A 25,033-nucleotide genomic window follows, 5' to 3' on the forward strand; every position below is an offset into this window, starting at 1 on the left:
TGAGGACGCCAGCTTACGCCTCAGCCCAGGCGGATGCCGCCGTCGACCGGCAGGATCGCGCCGGTGATGTAGCCGGCCTCTTCCGACAGCAGGAACTTCACCGCGCGCGCGATCTCCTCGCCGCCGCCGAGGCGCGCCATCGGCACGCGCGCCAGCTCGGCGCGCTGCTGCAGTTCGTTGAGCTGGTTGCCGGTCGGCCAGATCATGTGCCCCGGCGCCACGCCGTTGACGCGGATGCGCGGCGCCAGCTCCAGCGCCAGCGCCTCGGTCAGCGCCCAGAGGCCGGCCTTGGCGGCGGTGTAGGCGCTGTAGCCGCGCTGCGGCCGGTGGGCATGGACGTCGATGATGTTGACGACGCTGCCCTGCTCCATGCGCGCGGCGCAGGCCTGGGTCAGCAGCAGCGGCGCGCGCAGGTTGCTGCCCAACAGATCCTCGAAGGCCTCCGGCGTCACCTGGCCCAGCGGCGTGGCGTAGTAGGTGGAGGCGTTGTTGACCAGGGCATCGAGCCGGCCCCAGCAGTCCCGGGCGGCCTGCGCCAGGCGCTCCAGCGCGGCGGCGTCGAGCAGGTCGGCCTGCAGGGCCTGGGCGGAATCGGGCCGCGACTGGTTCAGGGTCATGGCCAGGGCCCAGGCTTCCTCGAAGGAGCGGTGGGCGTGGATCACCACGTTCCAGCCCGCCGCATGCAATTCGCGCGCGGTCGCCGCCCCTACCCGCCGGGCCGCGCCCGTGATCAGCACCACCGGTGACATTCCCATGACCTACCTTTGCTTTATCCTTGCCGCACTTTCCTCAGATTCAAAGTCTACCTGTCCCGTGGACAGCATCCTCGAAGCCATCCTCCTCGGCGTCCTTGAAGGCGTCACCGAATTCCTGCCCATCTCCAGTACCGGCCACCTGCTGATCGCCCAGCACTGGCTGGAGCGGCGCAGCGACCTGTTCAACATCGCGATCCAGTGCGGCGCGATCCTGGCCGTGACCCTGGTCTACCGCCTGCGCCTGCTGGACCTGGCGACCACCTGGCGCGACCCCGGCACGCGCGACTACCTGGCCAAGCTGGCCACCGCCTTCGGCATCACCGCCGTGCTGGGCCTGGTGGCCAAGAAGCTGGGTGCGGGGCTGCCGGAGACGGTGCAGCCGGTGGCCTGGGCCCTGATCGCGGGCGCCGGCGTGATCTTTGCCGTGGAGCGCTGGAACCGCGGCCGGCCCATCGTCGAGGCGGTGACCTGGAAGGTCGCCATCGCGGTGGGTGTGGCGCAGATCATCGCCGCCGTCTTCCCCGGCGCCTCGCGCTCGGCCGCGGCGATCTTCGCCGCCCTGCTGATGGGCCTGTCCTGCCGGCCGCGCGCGGCGGAGTTCGCCTTCCTGGTCGGCGTACCGACGATGGTGGCCGCCACCGGCTACGAGCTGCTCAAGACCCTGCGCGACCCGGCGGCGCTGCAGGCCGAGCCCTGGCTGGAACTGGCCCTGGCCTTCGGCGTGTCGGCGGTGGTGGGTTTCGTCACCGTGAAGTGGCTGATGAAGTTCATCTCCAGCCACAGCTTCGAGCCGTTTGCGTGGTATCGGCTGGGGCTGGGGGTGTTGTTGCTGGCGACGGTGAGTTGAATCTGTCCCCTCTCCCGCCTGCGGGAGAGGGTGGCCCGAAGGGTCGGCGAGGGGATGGATCCCCGAGGTAGGGCAACGCATGGAGCAGTTGCCGAGAGAGGGCTTCTGTAACGGACGAAGGGCCAATACTTCTCGATTTACAGAACCCCTCTCCCCTCCCCCTCTCCCGCAAGCGGGAGAGGGGATAGAAGCGGCTAACTCTGCGCCTTCCGCTGCTCTTTCCACTCCTTCAGCCGCCGCGTCCGCCGCTCCTTCAGCGCCTCGCCGATCGCCGCGCCGCTGATGCCGTCGGCCATCACCTGCGCCGCCTGGATCTCGTTGGCCGCCACGCGCGCCGCGCGCAGGTAGTCGGCCTGCTCGTAGGCGCTGTCCTCGAAACCGAGACGGCCGCGGGCGTCGCAGATGCTGGCCTGCAGCACCTGCTCGAAACGCTCGCCCTTGGCGAAGCCACCGATGCGCTCGACCAGGCCGAGCAGCGTCGAGGGCCGGAGCTCCAGGGCCTGGTGGATGATCAGGTGTTCCTTGGTGTGCACCAGCGCCAGGTCGCGGCAGGCGGCGGGCACGCGCAGGCGCTCGCTGAATTTCTCCACCAGCGGCACGCCGCGCATGTCGTGCATGCGGTGGCTGGGCCATTCCTCTTGGGGCGTGGCACCCTTGCCGAGGTCGTGCACCAGCACGGCGTAGCGCGTTTCCAGCGGCAGCTGCAGCGCCGCCGAGGTGTCCACGCACATCAGCACATGCACCAGGGTGTCGACTTCCGGGTGGTAGTCGGCGCGCTGCGGCACGCCCTCCAGCGCCGACAGCTCGGGCATGATCCGCGCCAGCGCGCCGCAGTCCTGCAGCGTGCGGAAGTAACGGCCCGGAGCGTCCGTCATCAGGGCCTTTTTCGTTTCCTGCCAGACACGCTCCGGCACCAGGTGATCGACCTCGCCGTCGGCCACCATCTTGCGCATCAGCGCCAGGGTCTCGTCGGCCACGCTGAATCCCAGCGAGGCGAAGCGCGCATGGAAGCGTGCCAGGCGCAGGATGCGCACCGGGTCTTCGCAGAAGGCTTCCGACACGTGGCGCAGCACGCGCGCGTCGAGGTCGCGCTGGCCGCCGTAGGGATCGACCAGGACCCCATCGTCGCCGCGGGCGATGGCGTTGATCGTCAGGTCGCGCCGGACCAGGTCGTCTTCCAGCGTCACCTCCGGCCCGGTGTGGAAGCTGAAGCCCTTGTAGCCCGGGGCGGTCTTGCGCTCGGTGCGTGCCAGCGCATGCTCTTCCTTGGTCTGCGGGTGCAGGAACACCGGGAAGTCCTTGCCCACCGGCAGGTAGCCGGCCGCATCCAGCTGTTCCGGCGTGACGCCGGTGAGCACCCAGTCGCGCTCGCGCACCGGCAGGCCCAGCAGCTCGTCGCGGATGGCGCCGCCAACCAGATACCTTTTCATACGCAACCCGCGCCGCCCTTCAGGCAGGCCCGCTCGGCCGGGGTCGTTATCGACACCGGCAGCAGCAGCGCCGAGGCATCCTGCGGCTGGCCGGTGCTGAGCCAGCCGTCGGCGGTGATGTGCCAGAGGATCTTCTGGATGTAGGCGCGGGTCTCGTTGTAGGGCACGTTCTCGATCCAGACGTCGGCATCCTTCGGCTGCGCCGGCAGCCAGCGCGCGACGGCGTTGGGGCCGGCGTTGTAGGCGCCCAGCGTCAGGATGAAGCGGCCGCCGAAGCGGTCGGTCTGGTCGCGCAGGTAGGCGGCGCCCAGCGGCACGTTGATCGCCGGGTCGAACAGGTCCTCGCGCGAGGGCGACGGGCGTCCCCACTTGCGCGCCACCTGCTGCGCGGTGGGCATCAGCAGCTGCAGCAGGCCCAGGGCCTGCGAGCGCGACACCGCGGTGGGCAGGAACAGGCTCTCCTGGCGCATCACGCCGTAGATCCAGGGACCGGGAATGCCGGCGAACTTCGCCCCCGCTTCGATCTCTTTCGTGAAGGCCTGCGGGTAGAGCAGCGTCAGGTCGCGCGTCAGGTTCATCTGGTTGAGCATGCCCACGGACTGGATGTGCCAGCCCCAGGCCGAGGCGATGCGCGCGGCCTGCGTCCTGGTCAGGTCGTCGGCGCCCTGCAGCGCCAGCTTCCATTCCGGGCCGGCCAGATCCGTGCGATCGAGCAGGAACAGTTCGCGCGCGCGCTGAATGGCCGGACGTGCCAGCAGATCGCGCTGCACCGCTTCGTCGATGACCAGCTTCTGCGACACCGGCGCCAGCTTCTTCTGCAGGCGCCAGGCCGCCAGCACCGCGTAGTAGCCGTTTTCCTGCAGCAGGGAGTTGTAGATCGGGTCGCTCTGGGCACGTCGGCCCAGCTGCTCCAGCGAGCGGGCGCGCCAGTAGCTCCAGCGCGGTTCGGCGGCCTGCGCCGGCGGCATGGCGTGCAGCCATTGCGCGGCCAGTTCCCACTGGCCGTGCCACAGGGCGGCGCGGGCGCGCCATTCCTGGCCCTTGTCGTCCAGCACTTCGTCCGGCACCAGCTTGTAGAGGGCGATGGCCTCGGGCCGGCGGTCCAGCGCGTAGCCCATCGCCAGGTCGCGGCGCAGTTCAGCCACCTGGCGCGCGTCGAGCTTGCGGCGCTCGGCCAGTTGCGGCAGCAACGGCGCCACGTCGTCGGGCCTGGATCGCGCCAGCTTGGCGAAAGCCGCTTCCAGCGGCGCCCACTCGACCGCGGCCTGCGGGTCCTTGATCAGCGCCTCGATCGCCGGGCGCGGCTCGCGCAGCAGCTGCGACCAGCGCTGCAGCGGCGCGGCGCGCGCCAGCGGCACCGGGCGCAGCAGCCAGTCGGCCAGGTCGGTGTTGCCCGCCTCCAGCGCCAGGCGCGCGCGCTGCTCCATGCGCTCGGGCGTCAGCAGGCCGGAGGTCTGCAGCCACTGGAACGGCGGCACGCAGGCCTGCGACAGGGACTGGCCGGTGGTCCAGGTGGCGAGAATCTCGTCGCGCAGGGCCGGCTCGATGCCGCCGGTCTGCAGCCAGGCGTTGTAGCGGTGGCAGCGCAGCGCGTCGTCGGTCGTGCCCGGCTCGCTGTTGGCCAGCAGCGTCGCCCACTGCTGGCGCTGCGCCAGGTTGGCGAGCCAGTCGCGCTGCAAGGTGCGCGCTGCGGGGATCTCGGCATTGGCGCGGTACCAGGTGCCGAGTTCCGCATCCAGGGTGTCGCCCGGGCGCGTCTTCAGCGCCTGCCGGAAACGCGCGGCCTGCAGGTAGGGATAGAGGATGTAGTTGCGCAGGCCCGGGCTTTCCGCCGCTTCGCCGCCGGCCTCGACGGTCTTGAGCGCGACGCGGAACTCGATGCGCAGCACCTCGTCGTTGGCCAGGGTGGCGCCGCTCAGGCATAAGCACAGAATGAATGCGAGGGAACGGAACATCAGCGGGGGGAGCCTGTTGTAGGATGCGCGCCTCATTGTAGTGCGACGCGGCTCGCTTGCAGGCTGCACGATCATGGAATCCTTGCTCATCTACGTTCTGACCGGCGCCATCGCCGGATTGCTCGCCGGACTTTTCGGTGTCGGCGGCGGCATGATCATGGTGCCGGCCCTGGCGCTGGTGCTGCCGGGCCAGGGCGTGCCGCCGGACGTGGTCATGCAGGTAGCGGTGGCCACCTCGCTGGCCGTGATCTCGGCCACCTCGGTGTCGTCCATGCTGAGCCACCAGAAGCACGGCGCGGTGCTGTGGCCGGTGTTCCGCTGGATGGCCCTGGGCCTGGTGCTGGGCTCGGTGGCCGGCGCCTTCGTCGCCGACAGGCTGGCCAGCCGTACCCTGGCGCTGTTCGTCGGCTGCGGCGCACTGGCCGTAGCCGTGCAGATGGCCCTGGATCTCAAGCCCAAGGCGGCCGCCCCGCTGCCGGGCCCCGGCGTCTTAATCGGAGCCGGCGGTGTCATCGGCCTGCTGTCGGCCCTGGTCGGCATCGGCGGCGGCTCGCTGACCGTGCCCTTCCTGGGCTGGCGCAGCGTCGACATCCGCAAGGCCGTAGGCACCTCCGCGGCCTGCGGCGTGCCGATCGCCTGGGCCGGCGCCCTGGGCTTCATCGCCTCGGGCTGGGACCGGACCGACCTGCCGGCGCCGCACCTGGGCTATGTCAGCCTGCATGGCTTCGCCGGCCTGGCCGTGGCCAGTGTGCTGATGGCGCCCCTGGGCGCCAGGCTTGCCCACCGCCTGCCGCCGCAGCAGCTGAAGCGCGGTTTCGCCCTGTTGCTGGCCGGCGTTGGGCTGAAGATGCTGATTGGCTAGAATCAGCGTGACGGCGCTGCTGCCGTTGGCGAGGGACACTTGGATAAACGAGGCATTGGGGGGAAGGGCATCCGCTATCCGGGCCGCGCACTGCTGGCCGGGCTGATGCTCGCCGTCTCCGCTGCCCAGGCCGCCGAGGTCTACGTCTACCGCGAGCCGGGCGGCATCCGCCTGTTCACCGACCGCCAGGTGCGGGACCCGGCCTACGTCTTCATCTCCAAGTACGGCCGCCCCACCGCCTACACCTCCTGCAAGGGCCTGAGCGCCGCCGGCCTCGACGCGCGCCTGCGCAGCTACGAGGACCTGATCTACAAGTACGCCGCCCAGCAGCAGGTGGAGCCGGCGCTGGTCAAGGCGGTGATGCGCGTGGAGTCCTGCTTCGACCACCGCGCGGTGTCGCGCGTGGGCGCCCGCGGCCTGATGCAACTGATGCCCGGCACCGCCGCCGACCTCGGCGTCAGCGACAGCTTCGACCCGGCGCAGAACATCCGCGGCGGCGTCACCTACCTGCGCCTGATGCTGGACCGCTTCGGCAACGACCAGAAGCTGGCCCTGGCCGCCTACAACGCCGGCCCCGGCGCGGTGACCAAGCACCAGGGCGTGCCGCCGTTCAAGGAAACCCAGGCCTACGTCGAGAAGGTGCGCTCGCACTACCAGCGGTATCACTAGCCGCTGAGGGCCGGGGTCATCCATCCCCGATCGCGGCTTGAGTAGGAGCGAGCTTGCTCCTACCTGTCCGGAAGAAACCCCAGGAAGGCCTCCAGCGCCGGGCTCAGCCAGGCGCTCTTGAGCTGCACGCGGTACAGCGGCCGCCGGATGCGCAGGCCCTTCACCTCCACCACCCCCAGGGTGCCGGCCTTGAGTTCGGTGCGCACCGCCTGCGCCGACAGGAAGGCCAGGGCCACGCCGGTGGCCACCGTGTGCTTGATCGCCTCGGTGCTGGCCAGGGTCATGGCCGGGCGCAGGCGGATGTTCTTGGCCGCCAGGGCGCGCTCGGTGACGGCGCGCGTGCCGGAACCCACCTCGTGCATCAGCAGCGGACAGCCGGCCAGCGCCGCCAGGCTCAGCGCCGCGCCTGACGCCAGGGGATGGCCTGGGGCGGCGATCAGCACCAGTTCGTCCTCGGCGAAGACCTGGTAGTCCAGCAGGCCGCTGCTGACGATGCCCTCGGCGAAGCCGATGTCGATCTCGCCGGCCAGCAGCTTGGCCTCGATGGCCTGGGTGTTCTCCACCTGCAGTGACAGCTCCACGCCGGGATGGCGGCGGCGGAAGGCGGCCAGCGTGTCGGGCAGCATGTAGCCGCCGATGGTGCGGCTGGCGCCGATCGCCAGGCGGCCGCGGCCCAGCTGCTGCAGGTCGCCCAGGGCCTGGGCGGCCTCGGCCTCGATCGCGAACAGGCGGTTGGCATAGCCCAGCAGCAGGCGGCCGGCCTCGGTGGGACGCACGCCGCGCGGCAGGCGGTCCAGCAGCAGCACGCCCAGGGCGCGCTCGAACTCGGCCAGCTGCTTGGACACCGCCGACTGGCTGATGTGCAGCTCGCGGGCGCCGCCGCTGATGCTGCCGCTGGCGGCCACGGCCTGGAAGATCGAGAGGTGGTTGAGATTCATCCAGCGGCCATCCATGAATAAAAGAGAATCTAGGCATCGATATATTGCATTTTATTTATGGCGTGCGGGGGCCCTACAATGCCGGTCCGGCGCCCGGGATTCCGGTCCCGCCCTCCTCTCATCCAGCTGGACACGACCATGATCAAGCCGCACGGCTCCGACGCCCTCAATCCGCGTTTCGTCTACGACACCGCCCGCCACGCCGCCCTGCAGAAGGAAGCCGCGGGCCTGCCGAGCCTGCTGCTGAACTCGGCCGCCGCCGCCAACGCGGTGATGCTGGGCGCCGGCTACTTCAACCCGCTGACCGGCTACATGACCAAGGCCGATGCCCTGGGCGTGGCCAAGGACCTGAAGACCGCCTCGGGCCTGTTCTGGCCGGTGCCGATCGTCAACCTGACCCGGGAATCCGGCATCAAGGCCGGCAGCCGCATCGCGCTGCGCGACCCCAACGTCGAAGGCAACCCGGTGCTGGCGGTGATGGACGTGGAGACGGTGGAGAACGTCAGCGACGAAGAGCTGCAGTTCATGGCCAAGGAGATCTTCGGCAACCTCGACGCCAAGCACCCGGGCGTGCAGACCTTCCTGGGCCTGGGCAACACGCTGCTGTCGGGCCCGATCGAAGTGCTGAACTTCAGCTACTTCCAGGGCGAATTCCCCGACACCTTCCGCACCGCCGTGGAAATCCGCAACGAGATCAAGGAGCGCGGCTGGAACAAGGTGGTCGCCTTCCAGACCCGCAACCCGATGCACCGCGCGCACGAAGAGCTGTGCCGCATGGCGACCGAGCGCCTGCAGGCCGACGGCCTGGTCATCCACATGCTGCTGGGCAAGCTGAAAGAGGGCGACATCCCGGCACCGGTGCGCGACGCCTGCATCCGCACCATGGTGGAGAACTACTTCCCGAAGAACACGGTGATGATCACCGGCTACGGCTTCGACATGCTCTATGCCGGCCCGCGCGAGGCCGTGCTGCATGCGGTGTTCCGCCAGAACATGGGCGCCGACTACCTGATCGTGGGCCGTGACCACGCCGGCGTGGGCGATTACTACGGCCCCTTCGACGCGCAGACCATCTTCGAAGAGCGCGTGCCGGCCGGTGCGCTGCAGATCCAGATTTTCGGCGCCGACAACACCGCCTACAGCAAGAAGCTGGGCCGCGTGGTGATGATGCGCGAAGCCCCGGACCATGTGCCGGAAGACTTCATCGCCCTGTCGGGCACCAAGGTGCGCCAGATGCTCGGCCAGGGCATCGCCCCGCCGCCGGAATTCTCGCGCCCGGAAGTGGCCAAGGTGCTGATGGAGTACTACCAGCTGATCGACAAGAGCGCCTGAGGTTCTGGGCGGCAAATGAGGGGGAGCGGCCTGGCCGCTCCCCCTTTTTTCGTTTCCACCCCCCAAATGCGGGGCGTGCCAGTGTGATCCGTATCGCTTACCGGGCCCCTGAGGCGGCCTATAGTGTCGATCCGGAAACTGCTGGGGGGCAGCAACCTAAATGAGCGCACCGACTTCTTCGCGACTGCTGACCGCGGGTCTTGCCCTGGCGGCGCAATACACGCTGGACGAGCTGGCCCCCGAAACCATCGCCGACACCACCGGCCTGAGCCACGAACAGTTCGCGGCGCAATTCGGCAGCGTCGACGGCTACCTGCTGGAGATGAACCAGCAGTTCCTGGATCACATCCTGGACCGCCTGGTGCGCGAAGCCGGCACCCACTCGCCGGGCCTGCCGCGCATGTGCCGCGCCACCCAGCTGCAGCTCGACATCTGCCTGGAACACCGCGCGCTGCGCAACCTGCTGAGCGAAGCACGGCGCCGCATGCCGCTGGTGGCGGAAGCCTTCCACCGGCGCAACCACACCACCGGCATCATGATCGGCATCGAGCTGAAGTCGCTCGGCTGCCCGCATGCGGCGGCGATCGGGCGAATCTACTGCCTGATGGTGCTGGAAACCGCGCAGATCGAATGCGAGACCGGCGCGCCGAACCCGGCGCTGCGCCGCGCGCTGGCGGACTTCCTGGCGAACGCGTTGTCGGCGCCGCCGGCGAAGGCCGCCGCGCGGGCGACCTCGGACGCGCTCTGAGGGCGTGCCTGTAGAGAATCCCCCGTTTCGCGACCGCGGAACCAGTAACTGGAATTGCTACGTTCAGGGTATGACGGCCCTGAGGAAAATGCTGCACCTTGCACGGGAAAATCCGCCTGCACGCACCCACGAGGAACGGCAATGAGCAATCTGAACCTGATGGATACGGCACTGCTGCGCATGGAGTCCAAGCGCACGCCCATGCATGTCGGCGCCATGCTGACGTTCAAGCTTCCGCCCGGTTCGCCCCCCGATTTCTGCCAGCAGCTGGTGCGCGAGATGCGTACCAAGCCCTTCATGCCGTACCCGTTCCACTGCCGGCTCGCCCGCGGCCGGTTCAAGCGCCTCCGCCCGTCCTGGGTGGAGGCGGAAGTCGACATGGACTACCACCTGCGCTGCTCCGCGCTGCCGTTCCCCGGCGGCGAGCGGGAACTGGGCGTACTGGTGGCGCGTTTGCATTCGCACCCCCTGGACCTGTCGCGCCCGCTCTGGGAGTGCCACATCATCGAAGGCCTGGAGAACGGCCGCTTCGCGCTGTACTTCAAGGCCCATCACTGCGCGATCGACGGCATGGGCGCCATGCGCATGATCAACGACTGGCTGTCGAGCGACCCCGCGGACGCGCGCGGCATGGGCCCCTGGGTGGTCGCCGCGAAGCCCGAGCGGCCGGCGGAGCCGCCCCTGTCGCTGGGCGCACGCGTGAAGAAGCCGATGGCCGGCGTGGCGGGGCAGGCCAAGGCGCTGCAGGAGCTGGTCAGCGGCCTGAACCGGATGGCAAAGGGCGAGGACAGCTTCGCGCGGATGACGCTGGACGTGCCGCGCAGCCTGTTCAACATGCCGATCTCGCAGCAGCGGCGCCTGGGCACGCAGATCCTCGCGGTCTCGCGCCTGAAGGCCGTGGCCAAGGCCGCGGGCGGCGGCGCCAAGCTCAACGACGCGCTGCTCGCCGTGCTCGGCGGCGCGATACGGCGTTACCTGATCGAGCAGGGCGCCCTGCCGGAGAAGACCCTGGTGGCCTCGGTGCCGATCGGGCTGGAGCGTTCGGACGGCACGCCCGGCAGCATCGCCACCGGCTTCGTCGCGCCGCTGGGCACCAACCTGGACGATCCGCTCGAGCGCATCCAGTGGATCCGCCGCGTCACCACCCGCGCCAAGGCCGAGCTGCAGGACCTGTCGCGCGATGCGCAGCTGCAGTTCGCCCTGCTGGGCCTCGCGCCGCTGCTGCTGGGGCAGATCACCGGCACGCTTCCCAAGCTGCCGCCGCTCTTCAACTGCGTGGTGTCGAACGTGGTGCTGTCGAACAAACCGCTGTACCTGATGGGCGCCGAACTCGAAGCCGTGTACCCGGTGTCCTTCCTGTTCGACGGCTACGCACTCAACGTGACCCTGGTGGGCTACAAGGACAGCGTCGCGGTCGGCTTCCTCGGCTGCCGCAGTGCGATCCCGAGCCTGCAGCGGCTGGCGGTATATACGACCGATGCGCTGGCGGAGCTGGAGCGGGCGGTGGGGATCGTGCCGCCGCAGTAGGCGCGCGGCGCGACAGGCAGGGCTAGACCCGCCCCACGGGACTGGCACGCCACCGCGCGACATGGGGCAGCGCGAACAGGTACAGCCCCGTGAACCACAGCAGGAAGAGCGGGGGCAGCGGCGAGTAGGTCACCCAGGCTGGCGGCTGTCCCTGCGTCATGGCGATGAAATTGGCTGCGACGGTCAGGGTAAAGATCATCGATACCCAGCGGTGGACCTGCCGGATCCAGTGGCCCGGAGAAGTGCTCATGCTTGTCTCCGGCTTCAGCGACGCAGCTGGATCATCTTCCAGCCATTGCCGGAAGGGTCGCGGAAACCGGCATCGACCGTACCGTAGCGATCCACCGGCTCCTGCGTGAACTCCACGCCCTTGGCGCGCATCTGCTCACAGACCACGCGGCAGTCATCCACCGTCAGCACCAGCGGCGGCATTGCACCCTTGGCGACGCTGGCTCGCAGCGCCTGTGCTGTCGCAGGATCGTGCATCGGCGGCCCCGGCACGAACAGACCGAGCTGGAACGACGGCTGATCCGGATGCTGCACCGTCAGCCAGCGGTAGTCGCCGTTGCGCACGTCGGTGTGGACGCGAAAGCCGAGCTTGTCGACGTAGAACGCCAACGCTTCATCCTGGTCGTGCACGTACACGCCTGCCACCTGAACACCCTGAGTCATCGGACCTCCTTGGTTGAGGTGTTCTTTTTACCGCCAGAGGGACGGCGCCGCTTCTCCAAAACTGAGGTTCTCAGATCGGGGCGGTGCACCGCGCTGACAATGCACGCGGGGACACTCCCCAGCGGCCCGGCGCCGGCCCGTGCCTGCGCGCGAAGTTCGCTGGGCTTCTGGCCGGTGATGTCGCGAAAGATGCGCCCGAAGGTGCCCAGGCTGCGCCAGCCGGTCTGGAAGGCGATCTCGGTGATGGGCAGGTCGCTGTCGCGCAGCATCGCCATGGCCCGCTCGATGCGCCGCGTCAGCAGGTAACGATGGGGCGGCACACCGAAAGCCTCCTTGAAGGAGCGCGCGAAATGCGCCTCGGACACATGGCTCACGCGAGCAAGCCTCTGTACCGGCCAGTCTTCATGCGAGGCCGCATCCATGCGGTCCTTGGCGCGCAGCAGGCGCCGCAGGAGCTCGGGGGTCTGGCTGGCGGAGTCGTCGGTCATGTGCGGAAGGCGACAGAAGCAGGGGATGCTGCCTTACTGAATATCAGTCCTTGTCCTCGAACCACACGCAGAAATACCGCCCCTCGCCGTAAGTAACGATGACCCCTGCGTCAAACGAGGATTCGCCGAGAGGATGCCACCCCTCGCGCGTCTCCCAGTTGCCGTTCGAGTAGTACTTGCTGCCGGGCTTATCGTGGGCAGACAGGATCATGTCCGCCATGCCGTCGGCCTCAGCCTTCGACATGAGCGGCATCTGGTACGGCATGTCTTTTTGAATGATGGCCGCGAGTATGGAATGCGCGGTGGTCCGGTCATGCTCGATCAGCAGACTGCTGTCCGGGCGCAACCCCGCCTGGGCCAGCACCCGGTTCAGGTCCTGCGATTCCTCGGAGATGAGGACGCAACGAACCTCGCCGACATTCCGCGCATCCATGATTTCCTGCGGGTCGATCATGAGTTCCAGCCTTTCTCCGTTCTGTTCGATGAGGCCGAAGGAGCGACTTCAGGGCTCGTAGGGCGGGAAAGCGTAGCGCATCCCGCCTTGTGAGTTCAGGAGGCGGGATGCGCTGCGCTTTCCCGTCGCGGTGAGGCGTATCGCGGCAGGCGGGTCAAGGACCCGCCCTACGGGACCTATGGGCTTATCCCGCCCTGCACTTTTTGGCGATACTTGATGGGAATTTCCCAGATCAGGAAGAATTCAACCTCTTCGCCTCCATCAACATCGAACCAGTAACCGCCCTCCGGAAATAAGGCGTACTCGCCAGCATTGATGAGGACATTCTCCTGGTCAGCGTCGAATGTGTATCTGACGGCGCCCCTTGAAACAAAGCACTGTCCTGCAATCATAGACCCGGTGTGCCTCGCTCCCGGAGGATAGACGGACCTCTTTACTTTAAAGGCATTGTTGCCGAATTTTTCAGCAACAAAACTTTCGAGGGACGAGGCCCCAACCAACTTCTTCCATTTCCTTATCTCAGTCTTCAATGGTCACACCTTGCGAATGACTCTGCGGTTGGGATAAAGGCTTCAGTAGAGGGTGGGCAAACAGCTTCATGTTTGCCCACGCGGATGGCGCTCCGACGCGTGGGCAAACGAAAAGACGTTTGCCCACCCTACAACGACTAGCGCCGAATGAGCTGCATGCCCGTGGCCATCTCCGTCAAAAAGGCCATCCCGAACGGAACCGCCACACACAGCACGAAGAGGCCTGCTGCACGCCAGAAGGTGGCAGCGTGACGTTGGCCTTCTTTAGTGAGGAGCTGCGGAAACAAAAGACCCGCCTGCGGATTAAATGCCGTGCGCCAGCTCCACGGATTGATTTCGGGTCGGTAGTGGCCAGGAATCGAAATCATCGCGCGCGCCGCAACGACCCACTGCACCAAACCAATGCCAATCCCCAGTACGAGCACGACCAGATTGGCACCTAGCAACATGAGTTCCAGAATCTTCATTGAATCCACCGAACACTCCTGCTCTTCTACGCTCCGCTACGAATCTTCGCAATGAAGTCCTGCAAGTAAGGCTTCTCCGCCAGACTCTCCGGCATCGCCGCATACAGCTCGCAGCGCAGCCCAGCCTCTCCCAACGGCTTGGCCACGACATAACCCCGCTCCAGATACGCCTGCACGCTCCACGACGGCAGCGCCGCGATGCCGCGGCCGCTGGCGACCAGTTGCAGGATGGCGACCGTCAGCTCCGCATTGCGTCGCTTCGGTTTGATACCGGCGGGCGTGAGGAAGTGGCGCATCACGTCGAGCATGTCGTCCTCGACGGGATAGCTGATGAGGGTTTCGCCGGCGAAATCCTGGGGCGACAGCCAGGGCTTCTGGGCCAGCGGGTGGCTGCGCGACAGGATGGCGACGGTCTCGTAGGTGAACAGCGGCGCCACGGCCACGCCGGCACGCGGCGCGGGACGGTCGTGGATCACGGCGAAGTCGGAGACGCCGCTCTCCACCAGGGCCATGGGCTCGGCCTGGAAGCCGCCGACCAGGTCCAGCTCCACCTGCGGCCAGTGCTCGCGGAAGGCGTCCATCGCCGGCATCAGCCAGTCGAAACAGGTGTGGCACTCCACGGCCACGCGCAGCTGGCCGCCGCCGCCGGAGACCCATTGCGCGATGTCGCGCTCGGCCTCGCCGGTCATCTCGCGCACCTGGCGCGCCAGCCCCAGCAGGCGGGTGCCGGCCTGGGTGAAACGCAGGGGCTTGGTGCCGCGCTCGAACAGCGGGGCGCCGTAGTGGCCTTCCAACAGCTTGAGCTGGTGCGACAGGGCGGACTGGGTGACGAAAACGCGCTCGGCGGCCCTGGACAGGGAGCCGGTGTCGGCCAGGGCCACCAGGGTCTGCAGGTGCCGCATTTCCAGGGGGGATTGGATCATGAATGAAATTCACATGAATGATTAAAACTGCGAGATTGAATCATAGCAGCGAGACCCGGACCATGAGCGGCCCTCAAAACCACCGGTCTTTGCCATGTCTCATGCTCATATCCTCGGCTTTCCCCGCATCGGTGCCCGGCGCGAGCTGAAGTCCGCCCTAGAGTCCCACTGGAAGGGCCCGCTCGACGAGACCGGCCTGCGCACGGTCGGCCGCGAACTGCGCGGCCGCCACTGGGCGCTGCAGCGGGCGGCCGGGCTGGACTGCGTCACGGTGGGCGATTTCGCCTTCTACGATCATCTGCACAACGCCACCGCCCTGTTCTCGGCCGCACCGGCCCGCTTCGGCCTGGAGGGCCAGGTCAGCCTGGCGGGTTACTTCGCGATGGCGCGCGGCACGCCGGAGCAGCCGGCGCTGGCGATGAAGAAGTGGTTCGACACCAACTACCACTACCTGGTCCCGGAAGTGGATGCCGGCACGCGCTTTCGCCTCAACCGCGACTGGCTGCTGCCGGAGCTGCAGGGGGCGCTGGCGGCGGGACACCGCGCCAAGGTCGTGCTGCCCGGCCCGCTGACCTGGCTGTGGCTGGCCAGCGCGCCGGCCGGCTTCGACAAGCTGTCGCTGCTGCCGGCGCTGCAGTCGGTCTACGCCGAACTGGCGGCGGAGCTGCGCCAGCCGGGCGTGGACTGGCTGCAGCTGGACGAGCCGATCCTGTCGCTGGACCTGCCGGCCGAGTGGCTGGCGGCCTTCCCGCAGGCCTATGCGGCGATCACCGCAGCCGCGCCGCCGGTATTGCTGGCGACCTACTTCGGCAGCGTCGCCGAGCATGCGGCGCTGCTGCAGTCATTGCCCATCGCCGGCCTGCACCTGGACCTGGTGCGCGCGCCGCTGCAGCTCGGCGCCTTCCTGCCGGACTGGCCGCAGGACAAGGCGCTGTCGCTGGGCGTGATCGACGGCCGCAACCTCTGGCGCACGGACCTGGCGAAGGTGCTGGCGCTGCTGCACCCGGCGAAGGCGCTGCTCGGCGAGCGGCTGTGGATCGCCCCGTCCTGCTCGCTGCTGCACGTGCCCACGGATATCGCGCTGGAAGAGAAGCTGGACCCGACGCTGAAGAGCTGGATGGCCTTCGCGGTGCAGAAGCTGGATGAACTCTCGCTGCTGAAGCGCGCGCTGGAACAGGGCGAGCCGGCGGTGTGGCGCGAGCTGCAGGCGGCGGCCCAGGCCATCGAGAGCCGCCGCAGCGCGCCCAGCACGCGGCGCGAGGCGGTGCGGGCGCGCGTGGCGGCGCTGACGCAGGCGGATACCGAGCGGGGCGCGCCGTTCGCGCAGCGCATTGCCGCGCAGCAGGCGGTGCTGCAGCTGCCGAAGCTGCCGACGACGACGATCGGCTCCTTTCCGCAGACTGCCGAGATCCGCGCGGCGCGGGCCGGCTACAAGGCTGGCCGGCTCGGCGAGGACGAGTACGTCGCGGCGATGCAGGCCGAGATCAGGCTCGCGGTGGAGAAGCAGGAACAACTGGGCCTCGACGTGCTGGTGCACGGCGAGGCCGAGCGCAACGACATGGTGGAGTACTTCGGCGAACAGCTCGAGGGCTATACCTTCACGCAGAATGGCTGGGTGCAGAGCTACGGCTCGCGCTGCGTGAAGCCGCCGGTGATCCATGGCGACGTGTCGCGGCCGAAGGCGATGACGGTGGCGTGGTCCACCTATGCACAGAGCCTGACGGACAAGCCGATGAAGGGCATGCTCAGCGGCCCGCTGACGATGCTGTTCTGGAGCTTCGTGCGCGACGACCTGCCGAAACGCGAGGTGGCGCTGCAGCTGGCGCTGGCACTGCGCGACGAGGTGGTGGACCTGGAGACGGCCGGCATCAAGCTGATCCAGATCGACGAGCCGACGATCCGCGAAGGGCTGCCGCTGAAGCAGGCGGACTGGCCGGCCTATCTCGACTGGGCGGTGCAGGCCTTCCGCATCACCGCGGCCGGCGTGCGCAACCAGACGCAGATCCACACGCACATGTGCTACTCGGAGTTCAACGACATCCTGCCGGCCATCGCCGCGCTGGACGCCGACGTGATCACGATCGAAACCTCGCGGGCGCGCATGAAGCTGCTCGACGGCTTCGCCGAGTTCAACTACCCGAACGACATCGGGCCGGGGCTCTACGACATCCACTCGCCGCGCGTGCCGGCGCAGGAAGAGATGCAGGAGCTGCTGCAGCGCGCGCTGAAGGTGGTGCCGGCGGAGCGGCTATGGGTGAACCCGGACTGCGGGCTGAAGACGCGCGGCTGGCCGGAGACGGAAGCGGCGCTGAAGATCATGGTGGCGACGGCCCGCGTCGCGCGGGCCGCGCTGAACTGATGGGCTTCGGCTACGCGCGGCGCAGTCACGATGCGGCAAAGGATGCCTCCCGGGAGCAGTCCCGGGAGGCAGACCTGCTGGCGCGCTTCGCCTATGTGGAGTCGCCGGAAGAAGACGAACCTGAAACACACCGCCATGGCGAGCATTGCTCCTGTGGCCTGCGCGGAGAATGAGCATGTACAGCAACGCCACTAGCCTCGCCCAATTCGACCCTGAGCTGAACGCCGCCATCCAGAAGGAAGCGGGCCGCCAGGAAGCGCACATCGAGCTGATCGCCTCCGAGAACTACGCCAGCCCCGCGGTGATGGAAGCGCAGGGCTCGGGCCTGACCAACAAGTACGCCGAGGGTTATCCGGGCAAGCGCTACTACGGCGGCTGCGAGTTCGTCGACGTCGCCGAGCAGCTGGCGATCGACCGGCTCAAGCAGCTGTTCGACTGCGACTACGCCAACGTCCAGCCGCACTCCGGCGCCCAGGCCAACGCCGCCATCTTCCTGGCCCTGGTCAACCCCGGCGACACCGTCATGGGCATGAACCTGGCCCAGGGCGGCCACCTGACCCACGGCAACCCCGCCAACTTCTCCGGCAAGCACTACAAGATCGTGCCCTATGGCCTGGACCCGGTGTCCGGCGTCATCAACTACGACGAAATGGAGCGCATCGCCCTGGAGACCCAGCCGAAGATGATCATCGGCGGCTTCTCGGCCTACAGCCGCCTGAAGGACTGGAAGCGCATGCGCGAGATCGCCGACAAGGTCGGCGCCCTCTTCTGGGTCGACATGGCCCACGTCGCCGGCCTGGTCGCCGCCGGGGAATACCCCAGCCCGCTGCCCTACGCCCACGTCGTCACCAGCACCACCCACAAGACCCTGCGCGGCCCGCGTGGCGGCATCATCCTGAGCAAGGGCCAGAGCGAGGAGTTCAACAAGAAGCTGAACTCCGCCGTATTCCCCGGCATCCAGGGCGGCCCGCTGATGCACGTCATCGCCGCCAAGGCCGTGGCCTTCAGGGAAGCGCTGGACCCCGGCTTCAAGGTCTACCAGAAGCAGGTCGTGGCCAACGCCCGCGCCATGGCCAAGGTCTTGCTCGACCGCGGCTACAAGGTCGTCTCCGGCGGTACCGACAACCACCTGTTCCTGCTGGACCTGATCGCCAAGAACGTCACCGGCAAGGACGCCGAGGCCGTGCTGGGCCGTGCCCACCTGACGGTCAACAAGAACTCCGTGCCCAACGACCCCAAGTCGCCGTTCGTGACCTCGGGCCTGCGCCTGGGCTCGCCGGCCTCGACCACCCGCGGCTTCAAGGAAGCGGAGATGGCCAAGGTGGCGAACTGGATCGCCGACCTGGTCGATGCGATGAGTGCCGGTGCGGATGTCGAGGCGGTGGTCACCCGCGTGCGCGGTGAGGTCGAGCAGCTTTGCGCCGGCTTCCCGGTTTACGGTTCGCTGCTGCGGGCCGCCTGAAGTTGTACCCCGTGGGAGCGGCTTTAGCCGCGATCTTTGGCGAGCGTGGAGAAAAGATCGCGGCCAAGGCCGCTCCCACAAGGATCGATACTGAAACGGATGTAGGAGCGGCTGTTAGCCGCGAGCGGAGTTCATCATGGCAACCGGCCTTCGCGGCTGACAGCCGCTCCTACGTCCGCGCGCCCAGGAAGGTCCGGTTGGAATCCATCCCGGCTTCGCTATGCGAATCCAGGCTGCGAAATCCGCAGCATCAATCGTCGCGCATTTCCAGGTTGCGATTCACGCCCAGCGCCAGCAGGGTGCCCACCGCACCCGAGAGCAGGTAGAGGCCGACGTAGCCCACGCCCAGCTCCGAGGCCAGGAACAGCGCCACCAGCGGCGCGAAGGCGGCGCCGACCAGCCAGGCCAGGTCGGAGGTGATGATCGCGCCGCTGTAGCGGTAGCGGCTGGGGAAGGTGGAGTTGATCGCGCCGGCGGCCTGGGCGTGGCTGAAGCCCAGCAGCACGAAGCCGACGATGATGAACAGGTAGGCGCCCATGCGGCTGCCCTGCAGGAATACGGGCAGCATGCCGGCGATGGCGAAGATGGCGATCAGCACGGCGCCCACGGCCAGCGTGGCGCGGCGGCCGATGCGGTCGGCGACCTTGCCGGAGACCAGCATGCTCAGCACCGCCAGCACCGCGCCGATCATCTGCACCAGCAGGTAGTCGGTGACGGCGTCCTGGGTGAACAGGATGGCCCAGGACAGCGGGAACACGGTGACCAGGTGGAACAGCGCGAAGCTGCCCAGCGGCGCGAAGGCGCCCAGCAGGATGCTGGCGCGCTGCGTGCGGAACAGCTCGCCCAGCGGCGCCGGGTCCAGCTCGCGTGACTTCAGCAGCTGCGTGAACTCCGGGGTCACCACCAGGCGCAGGCGCGCGAACAGCGCCACCACGTTGATCGCGAAGGCGACCACGAAGGGATAGCGCCAGCCCCAGGACAGGAAGTCCTCCGGCGTGAGCTGCAGCAGCAGGAACATGAACAGGCCGGCGGCGAGCAGGAAGCCCAGCGGACCGCCGAGCTGCGGGATCATGGCGTACCAGCCGCGGCGCTCGGGCGGGGCGTTCAGGGCCAGCAGCGAGGGCAGGCCGTCCCAGGTGCCGGCCAGGGCGATGCCCTGGCCGATGCGGAACATCGCCAGCAGCACCACGGAAGCGACGCCGACGCGCTCGTAGCCGGGCAGGAAGGCGATGCCGGCGGTGGAAGTTCCGAGCAAAAACAGTGCGATGGTGAGCTTGGTGCCGCGGCCGTACCACTCGTGGATGATGCGGAACAGCAGCGAGCCCAGCGGGCGCGCGACGAAGGCCAGCGAGAACACCGCGAAGGAATAGAAGGTGGCGGTGGTCTTGTCGACGAAGGGGAAGACCAGGGCCGGGAACACCAGCACCGAGGCGATGCCGAAGACGAAGAAGTCGAACATCTCCGACAGGCGGCCGATGATCACGCCGATCGCGATTTCGCCAGGGGCGACGCGGGCGTGGTCAGCGCCGGCCACGGGGGCCTGGGCTTCCAGCGAGCCGGGGCCCGCATTCGATTCATGGCTGACGGTCGACATCCTGCTCTCGCTTGCTTGAGGGATTACCCCAACTGGTGCATAAGCTTCACATGGTCCGGGGTGCGCGCGACATAGGACAAAACGTCCAATCGCAGACACCCTTCCTGCTGCTTAAAGTGTGCTTCAGGCAACTCCCCGAAAAGATACGCCATGGCCGCCAGAATTGCTCGCTGCTTCATGCTTCTACCGCTGGTCACCATGCTGGCCGGCTGCGACTGGGTGGTGCTGCGGCCGGCGGGCGACATCGCCCTGCAGCAGCGCGACCTGATCGTGGTCTCCACCATCCTGATGCTGCTGATCGTGCTGCCGGTGATGGCCCTAACCGGGATTTTCGCCTGGCGCTACCGCCAGTCGAACCGCGAAGCGACCTACGACCCCGAATGGCACCACTCGACCCAGCTGGAACTGGTGATCTGGTCGGCACCGCTGCTGATCATCATCGCGCTGGGCGCGGTAACCTGGATCGCGACCCATACGCTGGACCCCTACCGCAAGCTGTCGCGCCTGGACGCGGCGCGCCCGCTGCCGGCCGAGGTGCGCCCCCTCAAGGTGCAGGTGGTGGCGCTGGACTGGAAGTGGCTGTTCATCTACCCGGACTACGGCATCGCCAGCGTCAACGAGATGGCGGCGCCGGTGGATGTGCCGATCGCGTTCCAGATCACCGCGTCGAGTGTGATGAATTCGTTCTTCGTGCCGGCGCTGGCGGGGCAGATCTACGCCATGCCGGGCATGGAGACGCAGCTGCACGCGGTGATCAACAAGGCCGGCGACTACGAGGGCTTCTCGGCCAACTACAGCGGCCACGGCTTCTCGCACATGCGCTTCCGCTTTGCCGGCATGGACGGCGCCGCCTTCGACGCCTGGGTGGCGAAGGTCCGCGCCAGTGAAGGCACGCTGAGCCGCGAGGAATACCTGCGGCTGGAGCAGCCCAGCGAGCGCCAGCCGGTGCGCCACTACGGCGCAAGCACGGCCGGGCTGTTCGACGCCATCGTCAACCTCTGCGTCGATCCGACCAAGATGTGCATGCGCGACATGATGGCGATCGACGCCCGCGGCGGCCTGGGCAAGGCCGGCATCTACAACGTTGCGCACCTGGCCTACGACCGCTCGCGCAGCCGCCTGGACCGCTCGCAGGACGAGGCCTATGTGCTGTCGCTGTGCAGCATCGCCCCCGAAACGATGGCCTCGCCGGCCCCCGACGCGCCGCAGTACGGCAGCGTCCGCTAGAGAAGAACCATGCAAGAACGTTCGGAACTGATGCAGATGCTGTTCGGCCGCCTGACGCTGCAGGCCATCCCCTACCATGAGCCGATCCTGATCGGCACCTTCGCGGTCGTCGCGCTGCTGGGCCTGGCGCTGCTGGCCTACATCCACAAGCTGCGCGCCTGGAACACGCTGTGGAACGACTGGTTCTGCAGCATCGACCACAAGAAGATCGGCGTGATGTACATGGTGCTGGGCATCGTCATGCTGCTGCGCGGCTTCGGCGACGCCATCATGATGCGCGCGCAGCAGGCGATGGCCTTCGGCGATGCCATGGGCTACCTGCCGCCGCATCACTACGACCAGATCTTCACGGCGCACGGCGTGATCATGATCTTCTTCGTGGCCATGCCCTTCGTCACCGGCCTGATGAACTACGTGGTGCCGCTGCAGATCGGCGCGCGCGACGTGGCCTTCCCCTTCCTCAACAACTTCAGTTTCTGGATGACCACCGCCGGCGCGGTGCTGGTGATGATGTCGCTGTTCGTCGGCGAGTTCGCCACCACCGGCTGGCTGGCCTACCCGCCGCTGTCGGGCATCGCCTACAGTCCCGGGGTCGGGGTCGACTACTACATCTGGGCGCTGCAGATCGCCGGCGTCGGAACACTGCTGTCGGGCGTCAACCTGCTGGTGACCATCGTCAAGATGCGCGCGCCGGGCATGACGCTGATGAAGATGCCGATCTTCACCTGGACGGCGCTGTGCACCAACGTGCTGATCGTGGCGGCCTTCCCGGTGCTCACGGCGGTGCTGGGCCTGCTGTCGCTGGACCGCTACGCCGGCACCAACTTCTTCACCAACGACTTCGGCGGCAACGCCATGATGTACGTCAACCTGATCTGGATCTGGGGCCACCCGGAGGTCTACATCCTGATCCTGCCGCTGTTCGGCGTGTTCTCGGAGGTGGTCTCGACCTTCAGCGGCAAGCGCCTGTTCGGCTACACCTCGATGGTCTACGCCACGGTGGTGATCACGATCCTGTCGTACCTGGTGTGGCTGCACCACTTCTTCACGATGGGCTCGGGCGCCAGCGTCAACTCGTTCTTCGGCATCACCACCATGATCATCTCGATCCCCACGGGCGCGAAGATGTTCAACTGGCTGTTCACGATGTACCGCGGCCGCATCAAGTTCGACGTACCGATGCTGTGGACCATGGGCTTCATGTTCACCTTCGTCATCGGCGGCATGACCGGCGTGCTGCTGGCGGTACCGCCGGCCGACTTCGTGCTGCACAACAGCCTGTTCCTGATCGCGCACTTCCACAACGTGATCATCGGCGGCGTGGTGTTCGGCGTGTTCGCCGGCATCAACTACTGGTTCCCCAAGGTGGCCGGCTTCAAGCTCGACGAGTTCTGGGGCAAGGTGTCGTTCTGGTTCTGGCTGGTGGGTTTCTGGGTGGCCTTCGCGCCGCTGTACGTGCTGGGCCTGATGGGCGTGACGCGCCGCGTCAGCCATTTCGAGGACCCCAGCCTGCAGATCTGGTTCGTGATCGCGGCGATCGGCGCGGCCCTGATCGGCGTCGGCATCTTCGCCTTCCTGGTGCAGATCTTCGTCAGCATCCGCCGCCGCGAATCGCTGCGCGACCACACGGGCGACCCCTGGAACGGCCGCACCCTGGAATGGGCCACCTCGTCGCCGCCGCCGGCCTACAACTTCGCCTTCACGCCGCGCGTCCACGACCAGGATGCCTGGTACGACATGAAGCGCCGCGGGCACCAGCGCCCGGTGAACGGCTTCGTCGACATCCACATGCCGAGGAACACCGCGGCGGGCGTGGTGCTGGCGGGCATCAGCATGGTCTGCGGCTTCGCCATGATCTGGCACATCTGGTGGCTGGCGATCGCCTCGTTCGTCGGGCTGATCGCGACCACGATCATCCATACCTTCAACTACGACCGCGACTACCACATCCATGCCGATGAGGTGAGCCGCGTCGAGAACGACCGCACGCGCCAGCTCGCGGCGCTGCAGGGATAAGCCATGAGCGCACACGCCGAAACGACCTTCCCGCCGGACAGCTTCTACGACACCGGCGAGCATCATCCCGAGAACGGGACGATGCTGGGCTTCTGGCTGTACCTGATGAGCGACTGCCTGGTCTTCGCGGTGCTGTTCGCGATGTACGGCGTGGTCGGCTCCAACTATGCCGCCGGCCCTTCGGCCAAGGACCTGTTCGACCTGCCGCTGGTGGCGGTCAACACCTCGATGCTGCTGCTGTCGTCGATCACCTACGGCTTCGCGATGCTGGAGATGGCGCGCAAGCGCCAGGGCGCCGTGCTGGGCTGGCTGGCCGTCACCGGACTGTTCGGCGCGGCCTTCATCGGCCTGGAGCTGTACGAGTTCCACCACCTGATCCACGAGGGCGCGGGCCCGCAGCGCAGCGCCTTCCTGTCGGCCTTCTTCACGCTGGTGGGCACGCATGGCCTGCACGTCACCTTCGGCATCGTCTGGCTGGTGACGCTGATGGCGCAGGTGAAGAAGCACGGCCTGACGGTGTCCAACCAGCGGCGCCTGGCCTGCCTGAGCCTGTTCTGGCACTTCCTCGACGTCGTCTGGATCGGCGTCTTCACCTTCGTCTACCTGATGGGAGTGCTGCGATGAGCGCCGTTGACACCGGACACGAACACGACCAGCGCAACGTCCACGGCCACTCCGACGGCGAGGCCCACGGCACGTTCAAGGGCTACATGACCGGCTTCATCCTGTCGGTGGTGCTGACGGCGATTCCGTTCTGGCTGGTGATGGGCGATGTCATCGCCAGCAAGCAGGCCACGACGCTGATCGTCATGGGCTTCGCGGTCGTGCAGATCCTGGTGCACATGGTGTACTTCCTGCACATGAACACCAGCTCCGAGGGCGGCTGGAACATGCTGGCGCTGATCTTCACGCTGGTGCTGGTGGTGATCACGCTCGCCGGCTCGCTGTGGGTCATGTACAACATGAACGAGAACATGATGCCGGTCTCGGCGCACGAGATGCGCAACGCCCCCTGATGAGTCACAGGGCCGCGCCGCGCTCCACCGCCAGCCTGGTGCTGCTGGGGATCGTCGGCCTGGCCCTGTTCGCGGGACTGGTCGCGCTGGGCAGCTGGCAGGTCCAGCGCCGGGCCTGGAAGCTGGACCTGATCGAGCGGGTGGATCAGCGCCTGCGGGCTGCGCCGGTCGCCGCCCCGGGGCCCGCGGACTGGCCCGCCATCAACCGTGGTGACGAGTACCGCCGCGTGTTCGTCGAGGGCGCATTCCTGCATGAACTGGAGACCTGCACCCAGGCGGCGACCAAGCTCGGTGCCGGCTGCTGGGTGATGACGCCGCTGCGGCAGGCGGACGGCTCGCTGGTGCTGGTCAACCGCGGCTTCGTCGGGCCGGAACGTCGTGACCCGGCTGCACGCACTGCCGGCCAGCGGACCGGCCCGCAGCGGATCGACGGCCTGCTGCGGCCGAGCGAGCCAGGTGGTGGCTTCCTGCGGCACAACGATCCGGCCGCCAACCGCTGGCACTCGCGCGACGTCGCCGCGATCGCCGCCGCCCGCGGGCTGCCGGCCGGGCAGGTCGCCCCCTACTTCATCGATGCGGCCGCCACGGTCGAGGGTGGCCCGGTGGGCGGGCTCACGGTGATCCGCTTCCCCAACAGCCACCTGGTCTATGCGCTGACCTGGTACGGGCTGGCGCTGATGCTGGCCGGCGGGCTGTTCCTGGTGGGGCGGCGCGAGTGGCGCCTGCGGCATTGAGCTTCCTGCCATGACGGCCAGCGGCTAG

26 protein-coding genes are annotated in these 25,033 nt (G+C 67.7%); 14 read left to right on the forward strand and 12 right to left on the reverse strand.

What is annotated here, in order from left to right; translation table 11 throughout:
• Window positions 1–20: 20 nt before the first annotated feature.
• Window positions 21–740, reverse strand: coding sequence for a pteridine reductase (locus D0B54_RS22905; RefSeq protein WP_367396806.1), 720 nt, complete (start codon window positions 738–740; stop codon window positions 21–23).
• A gap of 73 nt (window positions 741–813) precedes the next feature.
• Here D0B54_RS22905 and D0B54_RS22910 point away from each other — a divergent pair, with 73 nt between their 5' ends.
• Complete coding sequence (locus D0B54_RS22910; protein ID WP_240433498.1) at window positions 814–1,602, forward strand: undecaprenyl-diphosphate phosphatase; 789 nt, start codon at window positions 814–816, stop codon at window positions 1,600–1,602.
• A 194-nt stretch (window positions 1,603–1,796) separates the two neighbouring features.
• Here the strand turns inward: D0B54_RS22910 and D0B54_RS22915 are convergent, their stop codons facing one another.
• Window positions 1,797–3,032, reverse strand: a complete 1,236-nt coding sequence (locus D0B54_RS22915) for a multifunctional CCA addition/repair protein (RefSeq protein ID WP_117294533.1) — start codon at window positions 3,030–3,032, stop codon at window positions 1,797–1,799.
• The gene (locus D0B54_RS22920; protein ID WP_117294535.1) at window positions 3,029–4,987 is read right to left on the reverse strand and encodes a transglycosylase SLT domain-containing protein; all 1,959 of its coding nucleotides are present in this window, start codon (window positions 4,985–4,987) and stop codon (window positions 3,029–3,031) included. The genes D0B54_RS22915 and D0B54_RS22920 overlap by 4 nt, the downstream gene beginning before the upstream one ends.
• Before the next feature lie 73 nt (window positions 4,988–5,060).
• Between D0B54_RS22920 and D0B54_RS22925 the strand changes: the two genes are divergently transcribed.
• Window positions 5,061–5,849 carry a sulfite exporter TauE/SafE family protein gene (locus D0B54_RS22925; RefSeq protein WP_117294537.1) on the forward strand — a complete coding sequence of 263 codons (789 nt, stop codon included), beginning with the start codon at window positions 5,061–5,063 and terminating at the stop codon, window positions 5,847–5,849.
• 39 nt (window positions 5,850–5,888) lie between these two features.
• Window positions 5,889–6,518: a lytic transglycosylase domain-containing protein gene (locus D0B54_RS22930; RefSeq protein ID WP_240433499.1), complete on the forward strand. Its 630-nt coding sequence runs from the start codon at window positions 5,889–5,891 to the stop codon at window positions 6,516–6,518.
• 59 nt (window positions 6,519–6,577) lie between these two features.
• Here the strand turns inward: D0B54_RS22930 and D0B54_RS22935 are convergent, their stop codons facing one another.
• A complete protein-coding gene (locus D0B54_RS22935; RefSeq protein WP_117295472.1) occupies window positions 6,578–7,456 on the reverse strand; it encodes a LysR substrate-binding domain-containing protein in 879 nt (292 codons plus the stop codon).
• Between the two features lie 138 nt (window positions 7,457–7,594).
• Here D0B54_RS22935 and sat point away from each other — a divergent pair, with 138 nt between their 5' ends.
• The 3 genes from sat (at window position 7,595) to D0B54_RS22950 (ending at window position 11,063) form a co-directional block, all read left to right on the forward strand.
• Window positions 7,595–8,788 (forward strand): sulfate adenylyltransferase, encoded by a 1,194-nt coding sequence (gene sat, locus D0B54_RS22940; RefSeq protein WP_117294541.1) that lies wholly within the window; start codon window positions 7,595–7,597, stop codon window positions 8,786–8,788.
• Window positions 8,789–8,948: 160 nt separating this feature from the next.
• Window positions 8,949–9,536 carry a hypothetical protein gene (locus D0B54_RS22945; RefSeq protein WP_117294543.1) on the forward strand — a complete coding sequence of 196 codons (588 nt, stop codon included), beginning with the start codon at window positions 8,949–8,951 and terminating at the stop codon, window positions 9,534–9,536.
• 141 nt (window positions 9,537–9,677) lie between these two features.
• Window positions 9,678–11,063: a wax ester/triacylglycerol synthase family O-acyltransferase gene (locus tag D0B54_RS22950; RefSeq protein WP_117294545.1), complete on the forward strand. Its 1,386-nt coding sequence runs from the start codon at window positions 9,678–9,680 to the stop codon at window positions 11,061–11,063.
• A 22-nt stretch (window positions 11,064–11,085) separates the two neighbouring features.
• On the opposite strand, the gene D0B54_RS22955 is transcribed toward D0B54_RS22950, so the two are convergent.
• The 7 genes from D0B54_RS22955 to D0B54_RS22985 form a co-directional block, all read right to left on the reverse strand.
• Window positions 11,086–11,313: a hypothetical protein gene (locus D0B54_RS22955; protein ID WP_117294547.1), complete on the reverse strand. Its 228-nt coding sequence runs from the start codon at window positions 11,311–11,313 to the stop codon at window positions 11,086–11,088.
• A 14-nt stretch (window positions 11,314–11,327) separates the two neighbouring features.
• Window positions 11,328–11,735 carry a VOC family protein gene (locus D0B54_RS22960; RefSeq protein ID WP_117294549.1) on the reverse strand — a complete coding sequence of 136 codons (408 nt, stop codon included), beginning with the start codon at window positions 11,733–11,735 and terminating at the stop codon, window positions 11,328–11,330.
• Window positions 11,732–12,223, reverse strand: coding sequence for a helix-turn-helix domain-containing protein (locus D0B54_RS22965; protein ID WP_117294551.1), 492 nt, complete (start codon window positions 12,221–12,223; stop codon window positions 11,732–11,734). Before D0B54_RS22965 ends, D0B54_RS22960 begins: the two co-directional genes overlap by 4 nt.
• A gap of 43 nt (window positions 12,224–12,266) precedes the next feature.
• The gene (locus D0B54_RS22970; RefSeq protein ID WP_117294553.1) at window positions 12,267–12,677 is read right to left on the reverse strand and encodes a hypothetical protein; all 411 of its coding nucleotides are present in this window, start codon (window positions 12,675–12,677) and stop codon (window positions 12,267–12,269) included.
• A gap of 176 nt (window positions 12,678–12,853) precedes the next feature.
• Entirely contained in the window at window positions 12,854–13,207 is a 354-nt protein-coding gene (locus D0B54_RS24535) for a hypothetical protein (protein ID WP_162932649.1), read from the reverse strand.
• Window positions 13,208–13,344: 137 nt separating this feature from the next.
• Window positions 13,345–13,674, reverse strand: a complete 330-nt coding sequence (locus tag D0B54_RS22980; RefSeq protein WP_117294558.1) for a hypothetical protein — start codon at window positions 13,672–13,674, stop codon at window positions 13,345–13,347.
• A gap of 26 nt (window positions 13,675–13,700) precedes the next feature.
• Window positions 13,701–14,597: a LysR family transcriptional regulator gene (locus D0B54_RS22985; RefSeq protein WP_117294560.1), complete on the reverse strand. Its 897-nt coding sequence runs from the start codon at window positions 14,595–14,597 to the stop codon at window positions 13,701–13,703.
• A gap of 94 nt (window positions 14,598–14,691) precedes the next feature.
• Here D0B54_RS22985 and metE point away from each other — a divergent pair, with 94 nt between their 5' ends.
• The 3 genes from metE to glyA are packed head-to-tail and all read left to right on the forward strand — an operon-like array spanning window position 14,692 to window position 18,418.
• The gene (gene metE / locus D0B54_RS22990; RefSeq protein WP_117294561.1) at window positions 14,692–16,956 is read left to right on the forward strand and encodes a 5-methyltetrahydropteroyltriglutamate--homocysteine S-methyltransferase; all 2,265 of its coding nucleotides are present in this window, start codon (window positions 14,692–14,694) and stop codon (window positions 16,954–16,956) included.
• On the forward strand, window positions 16,956–17,129 hold the full coding sequence (locus D0B54_RS24540; RefSeq protein WP_162932650.1) for a hypothetical protein: 174 nt from the start codon (window positions 16,956–16,958) through the stop codon (window positions 17,127–17,129). Before metE ends, D0B54_RS24540 begins: the two co-directional genes overlap by 1 nt.
• A 2-nt stretch (window positions 17,130–17,131) precedes the next feature.
• Window positions 17,132–18,418 carry a serine hydroxymethyltransferase gene (glyA, locus tag D0B54_RS22995; RefSeq protein ID WP_117294563.1) on the forward strand — a complete coding sequence of 429 codons (1,287 nt, stop codon included), beginning with the start codon at window positions 17,132–17,134 and terminating at the stop codon, window positions 18,416–18,418.
• 250 nt (window positions 18,419–18,668) lie between these two features.
• Here the strand turns inward: glyA and D0B54_RS23000 are convergent, their stop codons facing one another.
• Window positions 18,669–20,012 (reverse strand): MFS transporter, encoded by a 1,344-nt coding sequence (locus D0B54_RS23000; protein WP_117294565.1) that lies wholly within the window; start codon window positions 20,010–20,012, stop codon window positions 18,669–18,671.
• 150 nt (window positions 20,013–20,162) lie between these two features.
• Here D0B54_RS23000 and cyoA point away from each other — a divergent pair, with 150 nt between their 5' ends.
• From cyoA to D0B54_RS23025, 5 genes are read left to right on the forward strand one after another with little or no spacing between them, the layout of a single operon-like run.
• Window positions 20,163–21,239, forward strand: a complete 1,077-nt coding sequence (gene cyoA, locus D0B54_RS23005) for a ubiquinol oxidase subunit II (RefSeq protein WP_117294567.1) — start codon at window positions 20,163–20,165, stop codon at window positions 21,237–21,239.
• 9 nt (window positions 21,240–21,248) lie between these two features.
• Window positions 21,249–23,255: a cytochrome o ubiquinol oxidase subunit I gene (cyoB, locus tag D0B54_RS23010; protein WP_117294569.1), complete on the forward strand. Its 2,007-nt coding sequence runs from the start codon at window positions 21,249–21,251 to the stop codon at window positions 23,253–23,255.
• Window positions 23,256–23,258: 3 nt separating this feature from the next.
• The gene (cyoC, locus tag D0B54_RS23015; protein ID WP_117294571.1) at window positions 23,259–23,879 is read left to right on the forward strand and encodes a cytochrome o ubiquinol oxidase subunit III; all 621 of its coding nucleotides are present in this window, start codon (window positions 23,259–23,261) and stop codon (window positions 23,877–23,879) included.
• Window positions 23,876–24,271 carry a cytochrome o ubiquinol oxidase subunit IV gene (gene cyoD, locus D0B54_RS23020; protein WP_117294573.1) on the forward strand — a complete coding sequence of 132 codons (396 nt, stop codon included), beginning with the start codon at window positions 23,876–23,878 and terminating at the stop codon, window positions 24,269–24,271. The genes cyoC and cyoD overlap by 4 nt, the downstream gene beginning before the upstream one ends.
• Window positions 24,271–25,005: an SURF1 family protein gene (locus D0B54_RS23025; protein WP_117294575.1), complete on the forward strand. Its 735-nt coding sequence runs from the start codon at window positions 24,271–24,273 to the stop codon at window positions 25,003–25,005. Before cyoD ends, D0B54_RS23025 begins: the two co-directional genes overlap by 1 nt.
• Window positions 25,006–25,033: the final 28 nt, after the last annotated feature.

Source organism: Solimonas sp. K1W22B-7, from assembly GCF_003428335.1.
In the GTDB taxonomy this organism is placed as follows: domain Bacteria; phylum Pseudomonadota; class Gammaproteobacteria; order Nevskiales; family Nevskiaceae; genus Solimonas_A.